13 protein-coding genes, 1 pseudogene and 1 riboswitch are annotated in these 21927 nt (G+C 37.4%); of the genes and pseudogenes, 10 read left to right on the top strand and 4 right to left on the bottom strand.

The window, feature by feature from the left end; all coding sequences use genetic code 11:
- Positions 1-46 precede the first annotated feature (46 nt).
- Positions 47-3178, bottom strand: coding sequence for an efflux RND transporter permease subunit (locus JFU50_RS08555; protein WP_201222409.1), 3132 nt, complete (start codon positions 3176-3178; stop codon positions 47-49).
- A gap of 191 nt (positions 3179-3369) precedes the next feature.
- Here JFU50_RS08555 and JFU50_RS08550 point away from each other — a divergent pair, with 191 nt between their 5' ends.
- From JFU50_RS08550 to JFU50_RS08535, 4 genes are all read left to right on the top strand, one after another.
- A complete protein-coding gene (locus JFU50_RS08550) occupies positions 3370-4248 on the top strand; it encodes a TetR/AcrR family transcriptional regulator (RefSeq protein ID WP_201188311.1) in 879 nt (292 codons plus the stop codon).
- Positions 4249-4909: 661 nt separating this feature from the next.
- A complete protein-coding gene (locus JFU50_RS08545) occupies positions 4910-5572 on the top strand; it encodes a hypothetical protein (protein ID WP_201222407.1) in 663 nt (220 codons plus the stop codon).
- A gap of 14 nt (positions 5573-5586) precedes the next feature.
- Positions 5587-6846 (top strand): efflux RND transporter periplasmic adaptor subunit, encoded by a 1260-nt coding sequence (locus JFU50_RS08540; protein ID WP_201222405.1) that lies wholly within the window; start codon positions 5587-5589, stop codon positions 6844-6846.
- A gap of 210 nt (positions 6847-7056) precedes the next feature.
- Positions 7057-7204, top strand: a riboswitch (cyclic di-AMP (ydaO/yuaA leader).
- Between the two features lie 172 nt (positions 7205-7376).
- Positions 7377-8639: a cation:dicarboxylate symporter family transporter gene (locus tag JFU50_RS08535; RefSeq protein WP_201188317.1), complete on the top strand. Its 1263-nt coding sequence runs from the start codon at positions 7377-7379 to the stop codon at positions 8637-8639.
- Positions 8640-8781: 142 nt separating this feature from the next.
- Here the strand turns inward: JFU50_RS08535 and JFU50_RS08530 are convergent.
- Positions 8782-10141: pseudogene (locus JFU50_RS08530) on the bottom strand (IS1182 family transposase).
- Between the two features lie 338 nt (positions 10142-10479).
- A complete protein-coding gene (locus JFU50_RS08525; protein ID WP_201222403.1) occupies positions 10480-11223 on the bottom strand; it encodes a class I SAM-dependent methyltransferase in 744 nt (247 codons plus the stop codon).
- Positions 11224-11467: 244 nt separating this feature from the next.
- Between JFU50_RS08525 and JFU50_RS08520 the strand changes: the two genes are divergently transcribed.
- The 3 genes from JFU50_RS08520 (at position 11468) to JFU50_RS08510 (ending at position 15400) form a co-directional block, all read left to right on the top strand.
- A complete protein-coding gene (locus JFU50_RS08520) occupies positions 11468-12250 on the top strand; it encodes a hypothetical protein (protein WP_201188321.1) in 783 nt (260 codons plus the stop codon).
- Positions 12251-12774: 524 nt separating this feature from the next.
- Complete coding sequence (locus JFU50_RS08515) at positions 12775-13857, top strand: D-alanine--D-alanine ligase (protein WP_056526341.1); 1083 nt, start codon at positions 12775-12777, stop codon at positions 13855-13857.
- Between the two features lie 160 nt (positions 13858-14017).
- A complete protein-coding gene (locus tag JFU50_RS08510; RefSeq protein ID WP_201188323.1) occupies positions 14018-15400 on the top strand; it encodes a UDP-N-acetylmuramoyl-tripeptide--D-alanyl-D-alanine ligase in 1383 nt (460 codons plus the stop codon).
- Between the two features lie 53 nt (positions 15401-15453).
- Here JFU50_RS08510 and JFU50_RS08505 read toward each other — a convergent pair whose 3' ends face one another.
- Positions 15454-16605: a PP2C family protein-serine/threonine phosphatase gene (locus tag JFU50_RS08505; protein WP_201222401.1), complete on the bottom strand. Its 1152-nt coding sequence runs from the start codon at positions 16603-16605 to the stop codon at positions 15454-15456.
- A gap of 1453 nt (positions 16606-18058) precedes the next feature.
- Between JFU50_RS08505 and JFU50_RS08500 the strand changes: the two genes are divergently transcribed.
- From JFU50_RS08500 to JFU50_RS08490, 3 genes are all read left to right on the top strand, one after another.
- Positions 18059-19558 (top strand): DEAD/DEAH box helicase, encoded by a 1500-nt coding sequence (locus tag JFU50_RS08500; protein ID WP_201222399.1) that lies wholly within the window; start codon positions 18059-18061, stop codon positions 19556-19558.
- A 403-nt stretch (positions 19559-19961) separates the two neighbouring features.
- Positions 19962-20435, top strand: a complete 474-nt coding sequence (locus JFU50_RS08495) for a PH domain-containing protein (RefSeq protein ID WP_056526348.1) — start codon at positions 19962-19964, stop codon at positions 20433-20435.
- Entirely contained in the window at positions 20428-21903 is a 1476-nt protein-coding gene (locus JFU50_RS08490) for a PH domain-containing protein (protein WP_201222396.1), read from the top strand. The genes JFU50_RS08495 and JFU50_RS08490 overlap by 8 nt, the downstream gene beginning before the upstream one ends.
- Positions 21904-21927: the final 24 nt, after the last annotated feature.

The raw sequence follows: 21927 nt of genomic DNA, 5'->3' as shown, positions 1-21927 counted from the left end.
ATCAAACTAAAAAGGGTATCCCAGTATGAGATACCCTCTTGCTTGCTTACTTAGCTGTTTTTTTCTTTTTACCAATTTTCATTATTACTTCATATACTACCGGTACGATGACAAGTGTAAGCAATGTAGAACTCACTAGTCCGCCGATAACGGTAATTCCCAAACCTTGTGAGATCAAGCCACTGCCTTCTGCTCCTATGGCCAATGGTATTAAAGCACCGATCGTAGCAAGGGCAGTCATCAAGATTGGACGTAGACGGGTAGATCCCGCCTCGAGTAATGCTTCACGTGTTGATAAGCCGGATTCTTCATTTTTGATTACCCGGTCCACTAATACGATGGCGTTGGTTACAACGATACCGATAAGCATGAGGACACCCATCATGGCCGAAACGCTGATGGTCTCACCGGCAATGAATAAGCCTACTAAAGCTCCGATTACCGTGAATGGTAAGGAGAATAGAATGGCGATTGGCGCTAACCCGCCATGGAAAGTAACGACAAGGACAAAGTAAACGATAGCGATGGCTGCCAACATAGCGATTCCAAGTTGAGTGAATGATTCTTGGATATCTTCGGTTACTCCACCATAGTCTACAGTGACACTTGCTGGAAGGTCTAATTTTTCAACTTCCTTTTGTACCTCTGATGTTACTGCTGCAACATCATCCGATTTGATTGTTGCAGAAACGTCCGCGTAAATTTTTCCATCGCGACGGCTTATAGTATCGGATGCCTTGCCTTCCTCGATTTTAACAAGCTCTTTTAAAGGAATTTCCATTCCCATTGGAGAAGTGATTTTCGTATTCTCGAGATCTTTTTTATCTTTGAATGTCTTTTCTTCTGTCTCTACATATACTTTGACTTCTTCTCCATCTTTCTTAATTGTAGTTAGAGCATCATTTTTGTTTGAATTTGCAATGGACATGCCAACTTGGGCGGCTGTTAATCCAAGTTCACTAAGTTTCTTCTGGTCTGTCACGAGTGTGTATTGCTCATATGCATCGGAAAGACTTGTGTCGACATCTTTCAATTCTTTATTTTTCTTCATGATGTTTTGAATATCATCGATTACCGGTTCAATGTCTTTTTGTGTATTTCCATAGACATAAAGGGTCGTTTCGTTGCTTGATGTGGAAGTGAATTCTTGTTGCTTCCACGTTCCAGGAGAGTCAAGATTGGTTAAATGTTTTATGATCTTTTCTTTCTTTTCCCCGAAGTTTTCGGTGTCTTCATCATAAAGTACATAGAAGAGGGCTGAGTTACTAGAGCCGCCCATCATGCCACTCATCATGTTTTCACCTAGTGTGTATTGGACTGTCTTCACATCATCTTTATCCATTAGGTACTTTTCTACTTTTTCCGTTTCCTTTTCAATATCCTCTTTTAATTCGCCAGGTGCTGGGGTATAAGTAACGATGATCTGCTTCTCTTCATCCGCAGGCATGAAGCTGACACCGATGCTTGGAATGAGGAATAAGCTACCGACTAATAATACTATTGCTGTACCGAATGTGATCAACTTATGGCTTAATGACCAATTCAGTGCTTTACGGTAGAATCCAGATAGCTTGCTTGGCTTTTCTTCATGTGATTTCAATTCTTTTTCAGAAAGGCCGTTTTTAAATAATGAGTCTGCCATGGCCGGTACAAGAGTGATGGCAATTATTAATGATGCGACTAATGCAAACACCATTGTAAAAGCGAATGGCATGAATAGTTCGCCAACAGGTCCTGTAACGCTTGCTAACGGCAGGTAAACGGCTACAGTAACGATAGTTGATGAAAGGATAGGGATGAACATTTCCTTAGTAGCGGAACGTATTAATTCGCCGCCTTTTAATTGCTCGCCTTTTAATGCCATTCTTCGATAAATATTTTCAATTACGACAATTGAGTCATCGACGACTCGGCCAATAGCAACTGTCATGGCTCCCAATGTCATAACATTTAATGAGATGTCCAATTGTTTGAGCACCAAAAGGGCTGCCAACAAAGATAATGGAATCGAGATGACGGATATTAGGGTCGTTTTAAAGTTTCTTAGGAAAAGCATGATCACTATGACGGCAAACAGACAGCCGAAAATGGCCTTGCTAATCATGGTTTCGACAGAATCTTTAATCGGTTTGGCTTGATCAAGCGTAGTATGTACGCTTACGCCTTTAAATTCATCTTTAAAATTCGAAACTTGGTCTTGCACTTCGTCTACGATTGCAACTGTATCGGCATCCGGCGATCGGGTTACTTGAATCCCGATTGATTCACTACCGTTTGTTCTTGATATAGTCTCAGCCTTACCGGTGATTTTCACATCAGCAATGTCTGATAATTTGACACTTTGTAGTTGAGGAACTGTTGCATAAGGTGCTTGTTCAGGTGATACTTGATTGGTTCCCGGTGCTGTTTGAGTTGGTGCCTTTGTGTTAGAACCGCCTGTTAAAGGTATTTTTATGTTTTTTAAGTCTTTTAAAGTGGAGATGTTTCCATCAACAACAATTGTTTTTTCTTTATCATCAAAGTTATATAGACCAAGTGGCATTGTTACATTAGCAGCTTGGATGACTTTTTTTACGGTCTCTTCATCTAGCCCGTATTGAGCCATCTTTTCTTGATTGAATGCAAGGCTACCCTCATTTACCTGTTGTCCTGAAATTGTTACGGAAGTCACTCCGTCAATTCCTTCAAGTTTAGGGACTAACACCTCTTCGACATTTTTTGTTAGGGCAGGTAAATCCGAATCTTTATCTGTTATACTGAGTGCTACAACAGGAAAAGCGTTTAGCTCTAGTTTAGATACGCTGGGGCTATCCACCCCCTCAGGTAGTTCTAATTTCTCTAATGCTTCTTTCACTTCTTTTACAGCATCGTCCATATCCGTATCATAGTCATATTGTAATTGGATTGAAGAAACATTAGCCATAGAAGAAGAACTAACTAATTCAACTCCTGATAAGTTTGTGACTTTTTGTTCAATTTGATCTGTAAGTTTATTGGCTACTTCTTCAGGTGCAGCACCAGGGTATACCGTGGAAATGCTTATTAAAGGAGTAGAGATGTTTGGAATGGTCTCTTGCTTCATGTTTAAACCGGAATATAGACCTGCTGCAACGATGATAATTGTCAGCAACCAGATTGCCAGTTTGTTTTTCAAAGAAAATTTAATGATTGAATTCAAACTTATACCCTCCATACTTTATATTGTGACTAGTCGGTCATAAACTCAAATATATAGTATATGGATTATGAATGCAATAAATAATATTCAGTTGGTGTAACGTTGTGATTTCAAGGGTTTTGAGATACAATGTGGAAGAAATGACTCGCTGGTCATATAGAGGACAATATTTAAGAGATAGGATGAATTTGATGAATGAAAAGCATAAAATAATTATAGATAAGTCCGTAGAGATTTTCGCAGAGAAAGGTTATCATGCTACTTCCGTTCAGGAAATTACTGAAAAGTGTGGGATAGCCAAGGGATCCTTTTATAATTATTTTAAATCGAAGGAAGAGTTGCTTGTTTCAATTTTCAAATATTATTATGGTGCATTAACGGACTCGTTGCTTGATATCGAGTTAGATGATTCTTTATCCAGTAAAGAGAAATTTTTGATGCAAATCATTGTACAAATAGAGCACGTGACAGGAAATACCAACTTGATTCGAATGATGATGCAGGAACAAATGGTTCATATCAGTAAAGAGCTAGATAGGTTTTTACACTATATCCATGAAGAGGGCTTAGTTTGGTTCAAACGTAAAATAGTAGAATTGTATCCAGAAATACCGACAAACTTCTTGCCAGATTGTACTATTATGTTAGACGCACTTTTTAAAGGTTATATCGGAATTTTATTCAGAAACAGACATTCATTTGAAGTGGAGAGGCTGCCTATCTTCATTTTAAATCGGATGGATTCCATTATAAAAGGTCTACATAAAACGGACGATCCTTTATTGAAAGAATTCCCTTTAATTGAATGTTCCATACAAAAAGTGAGCCCTAAAGAGGAAATTAGTTCAATCATTCGCCAGGTATTGGAAGTAGGAAAGCATAAAGAAGAGGGGTTAGAGACAAGTAAAAATGTTGAAGCGTTAAAAGCAATTCAAGAGGAGTTCTCTAAAGTTAGACCAAATGGCATAATATTAGAAGGACTTTTATTATTTTTAGAAAAAAACGAAAAACGAAATACCATGTGTTCTAAGCTTATCATTTTAATGAAGGATTATTTGACAAAAAATTAAAGATTTTTCTGAAGAGGCATACTGCCTCTTCTTTTATTTAAACCTTTTTCTAAATAACTCCTATATAAATTTCTTCACATGATTATGATTAAATTTCAAAATTGATGATTAGGAAAGAGTAGGAAGAAGGTAACTTTTTATATGAGGTTGAGGTCAGAAAAGGAAAAAGGAAAGTTAATTATTATGGAAATGATAAGTTTGAAAGAAGTCTAGAAGCTTAATTAAATGGCAAGTTTCGTCGATTGATGTAGGGAAGACTATGATGGTTTTGGTCCAGAAGAGTTTTATAGGCGCAGTTTAATGCATTTCCCCATGGTCAGTCTAGGCGCTGGTTTTTTTGGCGTGCCATCGACTCAAATTCAAGCTTTCCTAATCTGAAAATCCTAACTCAGTCAGGGTTGAAGAATGTGAAGGCGGGGCATCTGTATTGAAACAAAAGTGCCGCTTGAGGTAGATAAGTATGGAGGGAATTATAGCAAATCGCCAATGCGAATCAACGTCTTTATGCATCATCTTTCTATATTAACTTCAAATTAGGGAGACAAAGTATTATTTAATATTAATGTGTTTTTTTTGTTTTATTCATTCCTTATTTCTGCAATTGTTTCCAAAATAAGATAAAATATAGAGTGATATTTCATTTATTGCAGGAGGAACACATATGGTGTACCAGGTCAGATTGTTAAAGGGCATTTTAGAGCCTCATAGGAGTCGTTATCAGCTGCAAAATGCAGAAGCAGTCACACGACTTGGATGGAAATTACTATTATTATATTTTCTTAGTTTCATAGTTTTTGCTGTGGAAGGATATTTTGGCGTTGGATCGGAATCGTTTTCCAAAGAAATTATGAAGATGGATTCTAGTGAATTTGAAATGGGAAAGTTGTTGATAGTAGGCGGCAATATAATAGCAGGTCTATTTTACCCTACCATATACTTATTTTTATCATCTCTATTCTTTTGGATTGTTATAGATATCCCATACATAAAATTAGTAATCGTTCAAATGATTATTCTTGGTTTGCAATTATTAGAAAAGGTGTTTCTAATCCCTATATTAGTATTAATGGATATCGGAAACGATGCAAATCCTTTTTCATTGGGAGTTATCAGTCAGTACTTTCTCAGAAGTGATTACTTTATTCACTTTTTCAGTGAAATCACCATTTTTCAATTTCTGATTATTGCTCTGCAATATTTCTATTTAAAGGAATTTTCAGAACGGAATAATTATTTGGTGCTTTTAATGATTGTTCTATTCTATCTGGCCACGTGGTTTGTTAAAGCCTTTTTAGCGTACATCCAAGTGGGCGTATTTGTATAAGGTGGGTGAAAACAATGAAAAAATGGAAAATTGCAGCCGTATCAGTGGCATCGGCTGCGTTAATAACCGTTAACTTTTACCTTATTGAAAAGAAAGAAAGCAAAGTAGAACGAACTGTTTTTGTCGAAAACTGGACAAAGGTAAAAAAAGATACAATTACGGATACTATTCAAACAAAAGGGGTAGTTAAACCTGTAGAAGAGTATGATATCTATTTCGATACCAAGAAAAATGATTTTCAGAAATTCCTTGTAAAAGAGGGAGATGAGGTAACGGCTGGATCTTCGTTGTTTGAATATACTACACCCGAACTTGATGCTCTCAAAGGAAATCTAGAAGCGGAAAAAACTGCCGCTGAGGGTGAAATGGTGGGGATTAATGATTACATTGATAAGTTGAAAGCTTATCAAGGAAGTTTGACAAGTAATTCTAATAAAGCAGTAATCGATAATTCGATAGAAAAGAGCTTAAATATTGATATAACAACTACCTCTTCAGACTTGATTGAAAGTAATATTGAGCAAGAAATGTACAAGCTGGAACTTGAAAAAAACCGCTTGGAAGAAAAGGTTGTTATGCTGGATGCTCAATTAAGTTCAATTGAGGAGCAAAAAGTCGCGGTTGAGACGGCGAGTGAGGCTGATGGTGTTGTAAAAAATATCAATAAAAACCTGAATAATCCCATTATATCCATTGTTTCAACAAATGTGGCAATTGAAGGGGATTTCTCTGAAGAGGAGATGAAAAAAGCTGAAGTGGGCATGACTATAAAGGCAAGTTCCCCTGATTTAAAAAAGGCGTTGAACGGAACAATAGGTCGTATACATTCTTATCCAGAAGAGGAGCCATCACTAAAAAAAGATAACAGATTTCCATTTCAGGCATTGATTGAGCCAGGAGATGAAGAAACTAAACCTTTGTTGGTAGGGTCAAAAGTCAATCTTACTGTAATAACCAATGAGAAAGCGGGTGTACCCTCTATCCCTGTAGAGGCAGTACATCATAAAAAACAGCCGCATGTCTACAAATTGACTAAAAAAGGCTATGTGGATAAACACTATATTACAAAAGGGCTTAAAGCAGAAGGAAAGCAAGAACTCATAAAGGGACCGGCGGTAGGTGATGTTATTCTAATAGAACCGAATAGGATTGTGAAAAATCATTCTTATTTTGTTACTCCAATTCAGTTTGAGAAGGTGAAATCTGCTAGTTATAAAAAATTCACCACTCGGGAAAAGGTGAGGTATATATTACTGGGTATGTTAGAAAAATAATCCATTTTTTCATTATTCGAGAGAGGGGATATATCAATCAGTTTTATTGTTATTTATATATCCATATAACAAAATTAAGCAAAATAGAGAATGTGTTATTATAGGTAAAATAGTCACTAATACAGAATATTCAGACATTTGCAAAGGTTTTTTCTTAAAGGGACAAGAAAAAATATTTACAGAATAACATTTTTAGTATAATATTTTATTATTAAGTATTCGCTTAATCTTATTACAAGAACGGGGGACCCATTTTTGCGGATTTTTTTCGCTAGGGGTGAATTCAGAAATGAAAGGGCTTTTGTGTTTCCAATTCCTAACCCGACAGCTAACCTCGTCAGCGTCTTTAAGGGAACATGTGTGAATATTCACGCCTATAGGAAATCGACACATGAAGTGTCTTTTTTTTCGGCGTAAAGATAGAGTTTTTCAATAAAAGAAAAATTACTTTCTTTCTATTAGTATCTTGTTTCCCTTACCGAGACAAAATGTTTTTGCTTTAAAGACTTTATGGAAGGTGAGGAAAGTAAATGAAGAAATTTAAATTAAGTTTAGCTAGCCAAATTTTTATTGGTTTAATTCTAGGGATTATTGTTGGTGCCATTTTTTATGGTAATGCGACAGCCCAAAACTTTTTACAACCATTCGGAGACATTTTCCTACGAATGATTAAAATGATTGTAGTACCAATCATTGTGTCAAGTCTTATCGTTGCAGTTGCGGGTGTAGGTGATTTAAAAGCAGTAGGTAAACTAGGAGCTAAATCACTTTCATACTTTGTGGTGGTAACAATGATAGCGATTGCTGTTGGTCTAGTTTCCGCGAATATTATCCAGCCTGGTGCTGGTGTAAATATGAACAATCTAGAACAAACTGATATTTCTACCTATGTTGATACAGCAGAAACTAAGCAGCATGAATCTTTTGTGGATACAATTGTTCACATTGTGCCATCCAATCCAATTAAAGCTATGGTAGAAGGCGATATGCTAGCAATCATTTTCTTCTCTGTTTTGTTTGGACTTAGTATTGCGGCTATCGGTGAAAAAGGTAAACCTGTATTCCGTTTCTTCCAAGGTGCAGCAGAAGGAATGTTCTACTTAACTAATATGGTCATGAAATTTGCTCCTATCGGGGTATTTGCACTAATCGGTGTGACCATCTCCAAGTTCGGTTTGGAATCTTTAATTCCATTAGGTAAGTTAGCGCTTTCTGTATACGGAACAATGATTTTCTTTGTAATTGTCGTTCTGGGTCTTATTGCAAAATTTGTAGGGTTCAATATCTTTACGTTGATTAAGCTTCTAAAAGAGGAATTAATTCTTGCGTTCTCGACAGCAAGTTCAGAGGCAGTTCTTCCGAGAATCATGGAAAAAATGGAGAAAGCGGGATGTCCGAAGCATATTGCTACGTTTGTTATTCCGACAGGATACTCTTTTAACCTTGATGGTTCTACATTATATCAAGCGTTAGCAGCTATCTTCATCGCTCAAATGTATGGGATTGATTTAAGCGCTTATGAACAAATTACACTAATGTTAGTGTTAATGATCACATCTAAGGGGATTGCAGGTGTACCTGGTGTATCTTTCGTAGTTCTTTTAGCGACATTAGGAACAGTTGGTATTCCAATTGAAGGTTTAGCATTTATTGCTGGTATTGACCGTATTCTTGATATGGGCCGTACAGTAGTAAACGTTATTGGTAATTCACTTGCAGCAATCGTTATCTCAAAATGGGAAGGTCAATTCAACCCTCCTGCCAATAATGAAAAACTAGAACAAGTTTCTTAATATAAAAAAACCAGAGTGATATGTCACTCTGGTCAGTTTGTAGACAAAAGGGGTTCGGAATGTTTTAATTCCGGACCCCTTTTGAAATTCCCTTTGAATTTTGCTCAAGAATAAGAGATTGGGCCTCTACGAGCCCACTTTATTAAGCCATTCTTGGACCTTGCCATGTCCAATTGGCTATCTTCTTTAAATTCATGGCAGCGAAAGTAAGCATCGCCTGCATCGACAATTTTTTAAGTCCCCTTAAAGTAGTCCAACGCATACCATGCTTTTCTTTTGCATCTGCGAATACACGCTCTATTGTTTCTTTACGTTTCGCATATATAGGTTTTACATCCTTGTGATGACGCAGATGATCTGCTTCTTCCATATAATTTTGCCAGATATGGCGTGTCACCACTTTTTGATTGTCTTTGCTTACTGTACACTGTGATAAAAATGAGCATGTCGCACAAGTGTGTTTGGGTGATTTGTACTCGCGATAGCCCTCTTTATTTGTTGTTGAGTACTTTAAAATCTCGCCCGATGGGCAGAGATAACAATCAAAATGTTCATCGTAAACATAGTCATGCTTGCGAAAGAACCCTTCTTTTGTTCGTGGACGTGTATAGGGTAAAGCTGGTGTGATTTCTTTCCCAAAAAGGTAGCTTGTAATGGCTGGTGTTTTGTAAGTCTGCATCTGCGGCAACAGCTTCAGGTTTTCCAACTTTCTCAATCACTTGTTCAACAAGAGGCTCTAAGATATGACTATCATGCGTATTTCCCGGTGTTACAATCGTCCCCAGCACAAAACCGTTGCGGTCCGCAGCCGCATGAAATGAATAGGCAAACTGTTTTGTTCGTTCATCTTTTACATAGTAGCCACTCTCAGGGTCAGTTGTACTTTCTTTAATTTCTTTGGTTTCTTCTTTATCAAATTTATCCGGTGGAAAAGGCTTCTTTCCATTGTTTTCACGATCTTGATTTATTTCTTCTTGAAGGCGTCCTTGATATGCTCGTGTTTCCTTACGAACGATTTTCTTTTCGAATTTTCGCTTATTCGCACTGGCTTTCACATGTGTTGAATCAACGAATACGTGCTCTGCACTTATTAACTTTCTTTCTGAAGCTGTCATTAAGATACGATAAAAAATCCGTTCAAACAGGTCTGTATCTTTAAAGCGACGCTCATAATTTTTCCCGAACGTTGAGAAGTGAGGTACTTTATCATGGAAACCGTAACCTAAAAACCAACGGTAAGCCATATTCGTTTCAACTTCTTCAATCGTTTTACGCATCGAACGAATACCGAAGGTATATTGAATGAATGTCAATTTAACTAAAATAACTGGATCAATACTTGGGCGCCCTATCTCTGAATACATATCTTTCACCAAGTCATAAATGAAAGTGAAGTCAATGGCCCCCTCAATTTTACGAACCAAATGGTTCGCTGGCACCAGTTGATCCAAAGTAATCATTTCAAGTTGATCTCGCTGAATAGAATTATGTTTCGAAAGCATCGTCATCACCTCAAGTTTTAATACTTCTATATTAAAACAAAAAGGACTGTAGGCAAAAGTGGTTATATCTAATTGTTAAAACAAAGTTGATTGGAACGGAAGGTGCGAGACTCCTGCGGGAAATGCGTGTCCAAGGGAGACCCCACAGGCGCAAAGGCGCCGAGGAGGCTCCCTGACCGCCCGCGGAAAGCGAGTGCCTGGAGTGGAAATCAACGTCGAATTTTTACAACCCCTCAAAAAAACTGTAGACAAACTCGATTTTCATCGAGTTTGTCTACAGTCTGACCAGAGTGATATGTCACTCTGGTTTTTTTTTGTGAATTTTGAAAAACTAATTCTTATTTTTGAACAATCCAGAAGCGGCAATCTGATGAGAAAGTGATGACATCATCGCTTTCATGGAATAATTCACTTCGGTAAAAACTTTCTAGGAAAGTAAAACCTGCTTCATTGAGACAGTCAAAGACCTCCCGCTGATTAGGTATATGAAGAAAGGTATCTTTTTGTAGGGTCTTTCCAGAAGTGAAAATATCACCAAACTCATATAGCCGGTCATCCTGTTTACCTTCACACCAAATCATTTCTTCCTGCTCCCAAAAATTCAGGTAATTTTCATTTTTGTCACGGTCATGGGTGGTAAAAATGAAAATTCCATCAGATACTAAAACACGGTTAATTTCTTTTAAAGCTAGAATGCGGTTTTTTCGTTGAGGGATTTGCATTAAACCATTAAAGGTGAAGATTGCTTTATCGAATGATGAGTTATTGAAAGGAAGGTCTGTGGCGTCGCCAAGGATAAAAGGTATATCTAGGTTTTCTTCGCGTGATATTTTCCGGGCTTCTTGTAGCATGGCAGGAGTTAAGTCGAACCCGGTTATTTTGTGGAAACCTTGTTTATATAAGGAAAAGGTGGTTCTTCCTGTACCACAACCGATATCAAGGATTTTGTCATCTTGGGAAAAATATTTCTCGAATGCATACTTTTCAGATTGCCACAGGCCTATCTTTTTCGTTGCATCGGCATAAAGGGGAGTGGCTTCATGAAAAGAATTAATGATAAAACCTTTTTCAATTTTATCCATCGTCATTCCTCCAAACCTTTATTTTTACTATAATATGGATATTTATTTTTGTCGAGCTTGGATCTATCTTATTTAAATTAATGGCTGAACTTTTTACATGGTAAGAAATAAAGGCATATATCTTTCACTATAATGTCATAAAATGCAGGTGTGGATTTACATTCTTAATTATATAACCTTCGTGAAATCCAAAAAGTTTGATAAAATAACACTAATGATTGAAAGGGTCGGAGGGGATAAGGTTATGAAAAATGAAAGTAATGATATTTTATATATGCATATGCAGGCTTCCGAACGGTTTGTCCTTTTTAACGGTCTTACTTTTCAAGAGTTTGCCTTCTCACTGCCATATACCTTGAATTCCATCTTATTATTGAAACATCAATTCGATGGTGGGGAATATAATTTGAATGTTCTGCTTGAAAGCGTATCATCTGAAGATATTTCTAAACTCCTTAAAGAGAATGTTCAAGGGTATGGGGATTTCTGTTGGATCGATTTTGAAGAGGCAGACGGATTAGATGAATTAGAGGGGAGGGAAATATCGGAACTTTTATATTTAGGGCATACGAAAAATCATTTGGAGCCTCCTTTTTTTCGTAAACTGAATAATCAGTTCGTGTATCTTGCTCAGGATGACGGCTGGTTTAATAAAATTTATTTTCGTTCTCTTTCGACATATTATAATATGTTAGGGAGTCTAATTCCATTGAAGCTGGAGCCATTAAAAGTGGAAAGAAATTGGTTGAGGATCAGAAAGAAAAAAGAATTAACGGCTATTCCTGTAGATATCATTACTGCCTTGGCCCCTATTCTGGCAGAGGGTCTCGTTTTTTCATTCAGGCATGTTAAGTACTCAAGGACTAAGATTGAGGTTCCGGCATGGGTTGTGGGGGATTATTTAAACATGGATGAGATGTATGACGACTTTTCTGATAGAAAAATAAAAGAACCGGATGTCTTTATCACCTTTCATCGAAAGGAAAAAGTATGGGAGAGTGTTATAAAAAGCAACTCATTCTCATAATACCTCGAAAGTTGCCTGGGGTTACATAGAAGGAATTTTTACCCTTGATATATATGAGGTTTTTAGGTGTAAAACTTACTATCCCATGCATAAAGTAATTAATGGTCTATTTTATCATTGGAAAACCACCAATGATAGAAGTTTCACTTTTCCACGCATCAACAGGCTGTAAAGGTAATAAAAAAGGAAAAAATTTGGGTCAACAGCCTGTAAATGCCCGATTGGTTCCGACGCACAAGATGTGCTAACACAGGAGTTGCCACAGGACGTGGCGAATTTAGCCTGTGATTATACTAAGGTAATCATTGGAAAACCACCAATGATAGAAGTTTCACTTTTCCCCGCATCAACAGGCTGTAAAGGTAATAAAAAAGGGGGAATTTCGGGTCAACAGCCTGTAAATGCCCGATTGGTTTAACTAACCATCATTGGAAAACCACCAACGATAGAAGTTTCACTTTATCCGTTTTAGTGTAAAATGATACAATGAACAAGGTTAATAGAATATTGGAGGGTAATAACTCATGAAAACTAAACTTGGTTTGCTTTATGGTGGGAAATCTGCGGAGCATGATGTTTCAATGCAGACGGCTTTAGCGGTCATTAAAGCTCTCGATTTAGCAAAGTTTGATATATATCCGATTTACATAACAAAAGATGGTTCTTGGATAAATGGACCGAAGTTAACAGGACCTGCTGAGAGTGTGGAGGCTCTAACTTTTACAACTGAAAGATCGATCTCTCCTCTTGCTCTACAAGCTCATTCAACGGATGAAAATAGTGGATCTACGGGATATGATGTCATTTTCCCACTACTTCACGGACCGAATGGGGAAGATGGAACCGTACAAGGGATGCTTGAGCTATTGAATCTTCCTTATGTAGGGAATGGAGTTCTAGCTTCATCTGCTGGAATGGATAAGGTAATCATGAAAAATATTTTTGCTCAGGCTGGTCTTCCGCAAGTGAAATACACTTGGTTTATCCGCTCTGAGTGGGAGAAAAATACTGAAAGCTCCATTAATAAGGTGGCAGAAGAGTTAGGGTACCCATGCTTCGTTAAACCGGCTAATTTAGGTTCAAGTGTCGGTATCAGCAAATGTAATGATGCAGACGAATTAGAAAAAGCAGTTGCAGAAGCATTTCAATTTGACCGGAAGATAATCATCGAAGAAGGAGTCATTGCTCGTGAAGTTGAGTTTGGTATTCTTGGTAATGATGACCCCTCTTGTTCAGTAGCAGGAGAAATTATTCCTAAGAAAGACTTTGCCTTCTATGATTATTCAGCAAAATATGTTGACGGTAATTCAGCGATGGTCATTCCAGCGGAGATAAAGGAAAGTGAATATGCAGCTTTATCTGAAATGGCTATAACGGCCTTCAAGTCATTAGACTGTTCTGGACTGGTTCGAGCTGATTTCTTTTTAACGAAAGAAGGAAAAATCTATATTAATGAAGTTAATACAATGCCAGGATTTACTCCATTCAGTATGTTCCCGTTATTGTGGAAGCACACAGGCATTGACTATCCAGCGTTAATTGAAACACTTGTGAAGCTTGCCTTGGAACGTCATGAAGAAAAACAGAAAATCAAATATACAGTTTAAACGTCAGAGAATTTATTAGTAATTATAATAATCCATCAAAGGTGATTTATGTAATGGATTCAATTCAGCAGGAGTCGGGGTATCATACCGGTTTCTGCTTAGTTTGTTTAATGGAAAAAGAGAGAGCGGTTAACGGTTCGATGAATGTAGGAGGAACGAAATGATAAAGAGAACGTTAAAACAAGTATATGAAATGGTAGGTGGATTGAATGATATTATTCCATTTCAGTCCAAAGGAATTCATGGAGTAACTATTGATTCAAGAACAGTTAAGGAAGGATGTTTGTTCATTCCGTTAAAGGGTGAGCAGGTTGATGGCCATCAATATGTCAAGCAGGCATTAGCGCAAGGAGCGGCGGCTTCTTTTTGGCAACGAGATATTCCGAATCCTCCCCAAGATTTACCGATTATCATTGTCGAAGATACCGAAATAGCACTCCAGCAATTAGCGCGCTCTTATCGTCAGCAATTGAATATTAAAGTCATTGGGATAACGGGAAGCAATGGTAAAACAACTACAAAAGATATGACGGCTGCCCTGCTAGCTACCACCTATAAAGTTCATAAAACCAATGGTAACTTCAATAATCATCTTGGTCTGCCGCTGACGGTGCTTTCTATGGATGAGGATACGGAAGTGGCTGTTTTGGAAATGGGGATGAGTAGCCGTGGTGAAATCGAGTTTTTATCCAAAATGGCAAGACCTGATGTAGCTGTTATTACCAACATCGGTGAATCACACTTATTGGATTTAGGTTCACGTGAAGAGATTGCCAATGCAAAGCTAGAAATTGTTGAAGGATTGGCAGAAGACGGAACACTGATTTACCATGGTGATGAACCTTTGCTCTGTAACCGGATTAAAACCGAATTTCCTGAATTAAGGGTAGTATCTTTTGGACGTACTGAACAAAATGATTTATTTCCAAAGACGATTACGCAAGGGACAGACAACACCTCGTTTACAATCACAAATGATAAACAGGAAATTAACTATGAGATTCCAGTTCTAGGGCATCATAATGTTCTTAATGCATTGGCAGCTATACTGGCTGCGAAGGAATTGCAAGTAGATGTTTCATCGATTCAAAAAGGTCTGTCAACTATCCGGTTAACTAATATGAGAATGGAAATGGTTGAGGGTGCGAAGGGACAGAAAATCATCAATGATGCGTATAATGCCAGTCCAACTTCTGTTAAAGCTGCGGTCGAGTTGATTGAAGGCTTATCTGGTTTTGAAAATAAAATCCTAGTACTGGGAGATATGTTGGAGCTAGGGAGACAGGAAAAAGACTTTCACTTGAAAATCGGTGAACTAATTTCTGGTGATCGTATTGATAGAATCTTTACGTATGGTCCGCTAGCCAACTTCATTGCCAAAGGAGCGAGCAAAACCTTTTCAGCTGAGAAGGTTCGGTCTTTTCAAGATAAGCAGCAGCTAATTGAAGAGCTTAAGAAGTCTACCCAGGCCAATGATATAATTCTTGTTAAAGCATCGAGAGGTATGAAGTTAGAGGAAGTTGTTCAAGCTTTACAAAAGTAAAATCTAGAGTAAAAAAAGCCGATTTTTTTGAAATCGGCTTTTTTCTATCACATTCAAAAAAGCGTACCAGCAATAATACAGATGTCATCATTTATTTCTGAATGCTTCATCCTTGAAACCAGTAACTTCTGCAGAAGGTCATGCGTATCAAGATGGACGTTATCAATAAACTCCCTCTCAATATTTTCAAACCGGTTAACGGCAGGGCGATTGAATGACTCAGAAAGTCCATCTGTATAGGTGATGAAACGGCTCCCGGCATTATATTGAAATACCACTTTTTTAATAGGCATATCAGGAATAAGGCCTATAGGTATCGACCCTTCACTTAAATTGTGGATTTCATTGGTGCATGGGGAATACATAAAGGCTGGAGGGTGTCCACAGTTCACATATTCGATGAGCCGTGTCCTTGTATTCACGTAACCAATGAAGGCTGTAAAGTAAGAGTTATTCACACTTACCTTCTGCATATCTTGAAATAGTTGCCCCATATGTTTATTCAGTTCCTTTGTAATGAAAATAGGGTCTTTTACACGTTTAATAAGGTCTGGCATTAAAGTGCGGATGGACATGCTTATAAGTGCGGTGTGAATGCCTTTTCCGCAAACATCGATGATTATGAATCCGTACTTTCCGTCGTCAACCTCCATCCAGTAAAATAAATCTCCGGACAGCTCACTTGAAGGTTGGAAAAGCCCATGGATCTCTATATCTTTCTTCTGGATCGACAGTGGTAAACCTAATTGTTGAAAGTTCCTTGCAATGTGCAGACTCTTTTTTGATTTCTTGTTAATTTTTTCAAGTTCCTGTTCATTCATTTTTGCTGAGTACAACTGCATGCTGATGTTTTGGAGGGATTTGAATTTTATCTTAATTTCCACAGAATTGGCTGGAACTGCTATGATTTCATAAAAGGTCTTTTTCGGTAACACCTGAGGATTTTCCATTCTTCTGGATCGTTTGTAAATAAATAAAATAGGAATCTCAAGAGATTCTGCTAAGGCAAACATGGAAGTTTGCTGCCAACAATCTTTTGAAATGTGTAAAGGTAATATAAATAATGATTGCAATAAGTCCGTTGGGGCATGGAATAGATGCCTTTGATTGAGTGGGTCTTCTAAAAAAATGACTTTTTTACTAAATGTCTCTAACATAAGACTAAAGTCCTTGCACAAAGGAATATCTAATGTGTATATGTTCATGTAACCCCCCTAGTATCTTTTTAATAGGTCAATCATACTGCATTTCGACAAGTTTAATATCTATTTTAAGTGAAAATTAATTATTTTTTTAGAATTATCCGACTTCCACTTATTTATAAACACGTTAAACTATAAAGAATTACGGGTATAAAGTCTTGTTGCGAGAAAAGGAAGAATGGAATAAGGGTGAGTGGGTTTCTAATTAAATGGGTATTTTATATTTAAGGAAGAATTTACTGAAAAAAGAGAAAGAATTCAGCGGTTCTCTGAATGTATTTTGACTCGTGCGCCTTTATATTTTGCCCTTTTACTTATGTTAAGCAGCATTGAAAAAGAATGTTGGAACTATATTGACCCAAAACATTATATGGAGATATAACGTTTATTTTGAGAATTCAACATACTGTGAGGTGTTATAGGCAAGATTCCAAGTTCCAAAAAAATATAAAATACCATTAATTTGATTTATCTAGTGTAAGTTTGGTCAATTGTAAAGGAAGCAGTTTTCTAGCCTAAATGTAGATACGTCTAAGTTCCCCTAATTTGAGGAGAGTTTTAGACAAATCTAATGGACAAGTGTGACAGGATTTTTTTGAAACCAAACATTAAACAGTTTCAATGTTGTATGAATACAATATATTAGTTAATAAACGTATCTCGGCCGCACATTTTTCTATGGGGATTTTCATTTTAGCTTTTCTTGAATACTCGAAACTTTTGAGTAACCATGGATGCAGTGATATCCTTTATTGCAATAACAGTTTGAAAATGGTAATATAAAGTATGAGTTTAAATGTCTTATCATTGATGATTAATTAAATTAAATCAGGTTGAGGCAACAAAATTGTTTGTTCTTACATGTTTCATGAGGTTCATTTTTGAGATTATTTTAGATTAAATAGGCCGCGCGTCTGGTCATATATAAAAGCTGCATTTCTTGGCGGCTTTAGTAGCTAATAGGGAATCAAGCCGCGTTTAGCGCTTTTCCACTTCTGCAAATCCTCAACGCACCGGGCCTGTTTTGTATAAGAATCTTGGCGCTCGTCAAGTTTTATTCATACAGTCTTTTAAGTCTGTGGAATAATAGGTGCAGCAGCCCTCACCTGAATAAAACGGTGAAACAGCCGTTTATGCTACTTTTAATTTTCCATATTGAATTTAATTTTGGTTACATGTACTTTTAAAAAGATGGGCGTATGTTAAAAATAAGTCTACACGTGCGCGATGCTAAGAATGCCAGTGAAATGTTCGTGCTGGTATATTTCCTTTTTAAAAAATCATATTGAGTTCATTTGAACTAAAAGGCAGACATACTTTTAGGTGATAATGATAAACTTTTTCATAAGAGATAAAGTAGAACATCCGTCATGATGATGAGGATTTGAACTAAACATCTGTGCATGATCTATGAATGCACGTGTAAATTTACGATATAAAAAGGAGTACGAAAACATTGACATTGTTTAGCGAATTAGGATTAGATAGAACGTCTATGAAATCAATAGAAAAAATGGGATTTGAAGAAGCAAGCCCGATTCAAGCCCAAACGATTCCACTAGCACTTGAAGGTAAAGACATTATTGGTCAAGCGCAAACAGGAACAGGTAAAACAGCAGCGTTCGGTATTCCATTGATGGAAAATATCGATATTGCCAATGAAAATGTGCAAGGAATTGTTATTGCACCTACACGTGAGCTTGCGATTCAAGTTTCTGAAGAACTTTTCAAACTTGGTTATGGAAAACGCGCTCGTGTATTAGCGGTTTACGGTGGACAAGATATCGACCGTCAAATCCGTGCTTTAAAGAAAAAACCACATATTATCGTTGGTACACCAGGTCGTCTTTTGGACCATATCAAACGTAAAAATATTAAATTAGGCGGAGTTCACACTGTAGTTCTTGATGAAGCAGATGAAATGCTTAACATGGGATTCATTGAGGATATCGAATCAATCCTTTCAACGGTTCCGGACGAAAGACAAACATTGCTCTTCTCAGCTACTATGCCTGACCCAATCCGTAAAATTGCTGAAAGATTCATGCAAGAACCAGTTCTTGTGCGTGTAAAAGCTAAAGAAATGACTGTAGATCGTATCGAACAGTATTACTTGGAGCTAAAAGAAAGTGAAAAATTCGATACACTAGCGCGTCTTTTTGATATTCAAACACCGGATCTTGCTATTGTCTTCGGACGTACAAAACGCCGTGTAGATGAATTGGCTTCTGCATTGAATATCCGTGGCTATATGGCTGAAGGTATTCATGGTGACCTTAGCCAAGCGAAACGTCTGTCAGTATTGAAAAAATTTAAAGAAGGTAATATTGATGTACTTGTAGCGACAGATGTGGCTGCACGTGGACTTGATATTTCCGGCGTAACTCATGTATACAACTTTGATATCCCTCAAGATCCAGAAAGCTACGTTCACCGTATTGGACGTACAGGACGTGCGGGCAAACATGGTATTGCGATTACGTTTGTAACACCAAGAGAAAGAGGCCAACTGCATGCGGTTGAACATACAACGAAAAAACGTATGGAGAAACTTAAAACTCCTACATTAACTGAAGCGTTGGAAGGCCAACAAAAAGCAGTAACAGAAAAAATTCTTTCAGCAATTGAGAATGATGATTTATCATTATACCTTGGTCAAGCTGAAGAGTTATTACAAAAACACGGCGCAGCAGATTTAGTTGCAGCTATGCTTAAATCAATGACAAAAGAACCGGATCAAACGCCAATCAAGTTAACGGAAGAGTCTCCATCCCCAATGCGTCGTAACCGCGGTGGAAGCAGTTCTTCTAATAACAGACAACGTAATGGACGTAGTTCTTCTGGCAGAAAAGATTACGGTAGCGGGTCAAGTAAACGTCCTAGCACAAACCGCAAATCAAATGGTTACGGTAATCGTAGCACGAGCCAAAAAAGAGAAAAATCGAATAAAATTTAATTGAATTTAAAATGCCGCTCATTAGAGCGGCATTTCAGGCTGTCGACAAAGTCGACAGCTGTTTTTTATAAAAAGTTTAGCAACAATATATTGTGTCCTTCTTTCAAATTTACAACTAAATATGCTAATTAAAAGATAAAAAACCCCTTTTTCTCCAACAATTCTTTGGGAAAAGGGGTTTGTCTACACTCTGAAATGCCGCTCATTAGAGCGGCATTTTTTTTGTCTAATCCCCCTAATTCCTTAGGATTCCTAAGTTGAATTCAGTATTGAATAGGCTGGTTATTAACATTGTTTGGAAAGTGTTTAAATCCCATCACCCAAATATAGTATAATGGATGAAAGCGAAGGGTGGATGACGTAGATTCATTCAAATATAGCCTGTGCAGAAGAGGAGAACCTTATGGAGCCTCAAAATCGTATTTCGAATAAGGCGTTGACTGTTTGGAAAATCAGTGGACTTATAGGCTGTTCAATAACGTGGATTTTGAGCATCGCTATTTTAGTGTTAACCATCATTTTTGATTGGACTTATTGGGTTTTTGGGGCAATGATTATTATTTCAATAATCCAATCCTACCTGACCATTTTTCTGATTCCTTCGGTAAAATGGAAGAGATGGCGTTACGAAGTGAGAAATACAGAGATTGACATCCAAAGTGGTATTTTTGTCATTAAAAGAACGCTCATACCGATGATTAGGGTTCAGCATGTTGAAACGAAGCAAGGACCTTTATTAAGAAAATATGAATTAGCGTCTGTTGAAATTTCTACGGCAGCAACAATGCATGTCATACCTGCTCTGGATCTTACAGAGGCAGATGAATTACGGCACTATATTTCTAAAATGGCCAGTGTGGAGGAAGAAGATGTCTGAACCTAAACGGCTTCACCCCATAGCTGTATTGCTCAACATTATTAAATCGATAAAAGAGTTAGTTTTTCCTTTTCTACTAGTGGTCGTTCTTCCAGGGAAGAATGATGGAATACCAGGTTGGATTCAACCTCTGGTCATTGGCATTATAGTACTTTTACTAATTGTTAACGCATTTATACAATGGTTACGTTTTACATATCGCATAGAGGACGGCGAATTTAGAATTGAGTCCGGAGTAATCGTAAGGAAGAAACGGTATATTAAGTTCGATCGGATACATAGTATAGATATTTCAGAGGGCATTATCCAGCGGATATTCCGTCTGGTGAAGGTGAACATTGAAACTGCAGGCGGTACTCAGGCGGATGCTGTTTTATCAGCCATAAGGAAAAGTGAAGCCGCACAACTTAACGCTTTAATAATAGAGGAAAAAAACAAAAAAACAAATAACTCTCTTGAAGGGGATTTTTCAGAAGAGGGAATAAAAGGGAATGGAGAAGTAGAAAAAGCTACTTCCGTTTTTAAGCAGACATTGCCACAACTATTCATTATGGCAGCTACTTCGGGAGCAATCGGTGTATTCTTATCTGGCGGAATCGCTTTTATTTCACAGTTTGATGAGATAATCCCTTTTGAGCGAATATTTAAGGATTATGAAGAGTTTATTGGAATGGGCACTATTATTCTTACTGTGCTAGCTATATTGGGTATATTGGTCGTTTATGTGCTAGCTACCTTAAGTATGGTTATTAGGTATGCTTCTTTTACCGTGGTAAAAACGGATGAGGAAATTGTTATTTCTAGGGGGCTGCTTGAGAAAAGGAGGCTGACTATCCCCATTCATAAAGTACAAGGTATTCGAATCATGGAAAATCTGGTTCGAAAGCCATTGGGGTTGGCGACAGTTTACCTTGAGTATGCAGGTGGCAGTGTGGAAGATAAAGAAAGTTTATCCATCATGCTGTTCCCTTTGATCAAAAGGAAACATTTACATGGCAAAATCCAAGAAATTTTACCGGTTTATCAAACAGCTATGGAAATGACATCTCTACCTAAGCGTGCTTATTCCCGATACGTATTTCGAAAAGGTATCTACATCATCCCAATTATCGGTGCCATGGTATGGTTTTTCAGACCATGGGGGTTCCTCTCACTGTTGCTTATTCCGTTTGCATTGGTTTGGGCTTATCTCCAATATAGAGATGCTGGGTGGAGTATTGAGGGGGATTTATTGCTTTTATGCAGTCGTTTTCTTTCTAAAGAGACTTTGATTATGCAGAGAAACAGGATTCAATCAATCACATATAAAAAGAGTTGGTTTCAAAAACGTAAAGAACTAGCAACTATTTCAGCTTCGATTAAATCAGGAGTCGGCTCTCAAGTCGGTATGGTAGTGGATGTAGAAGAAAAAGATTGTCAAATAATTAAATCTTGGTTTTTACCAAAAAAAGCAGTCGACTCCCAATGATAAAATAGGAAGAGTCGGCTGTTT

Origin of the sequence: Peribacillus sp. TH14 (assembly GCF_016651145.1) — a bacterium.
GTDB lineage: Bacteria > Bacillota > Bacilli > Bacillales > DSM-1321 > Peribacillus > Peribacillus butanolivorans.
Note: the sequence above shows the minus strand (reverse complement) of the source record. Positions and strands in the feature narration are given on the sequence as shown.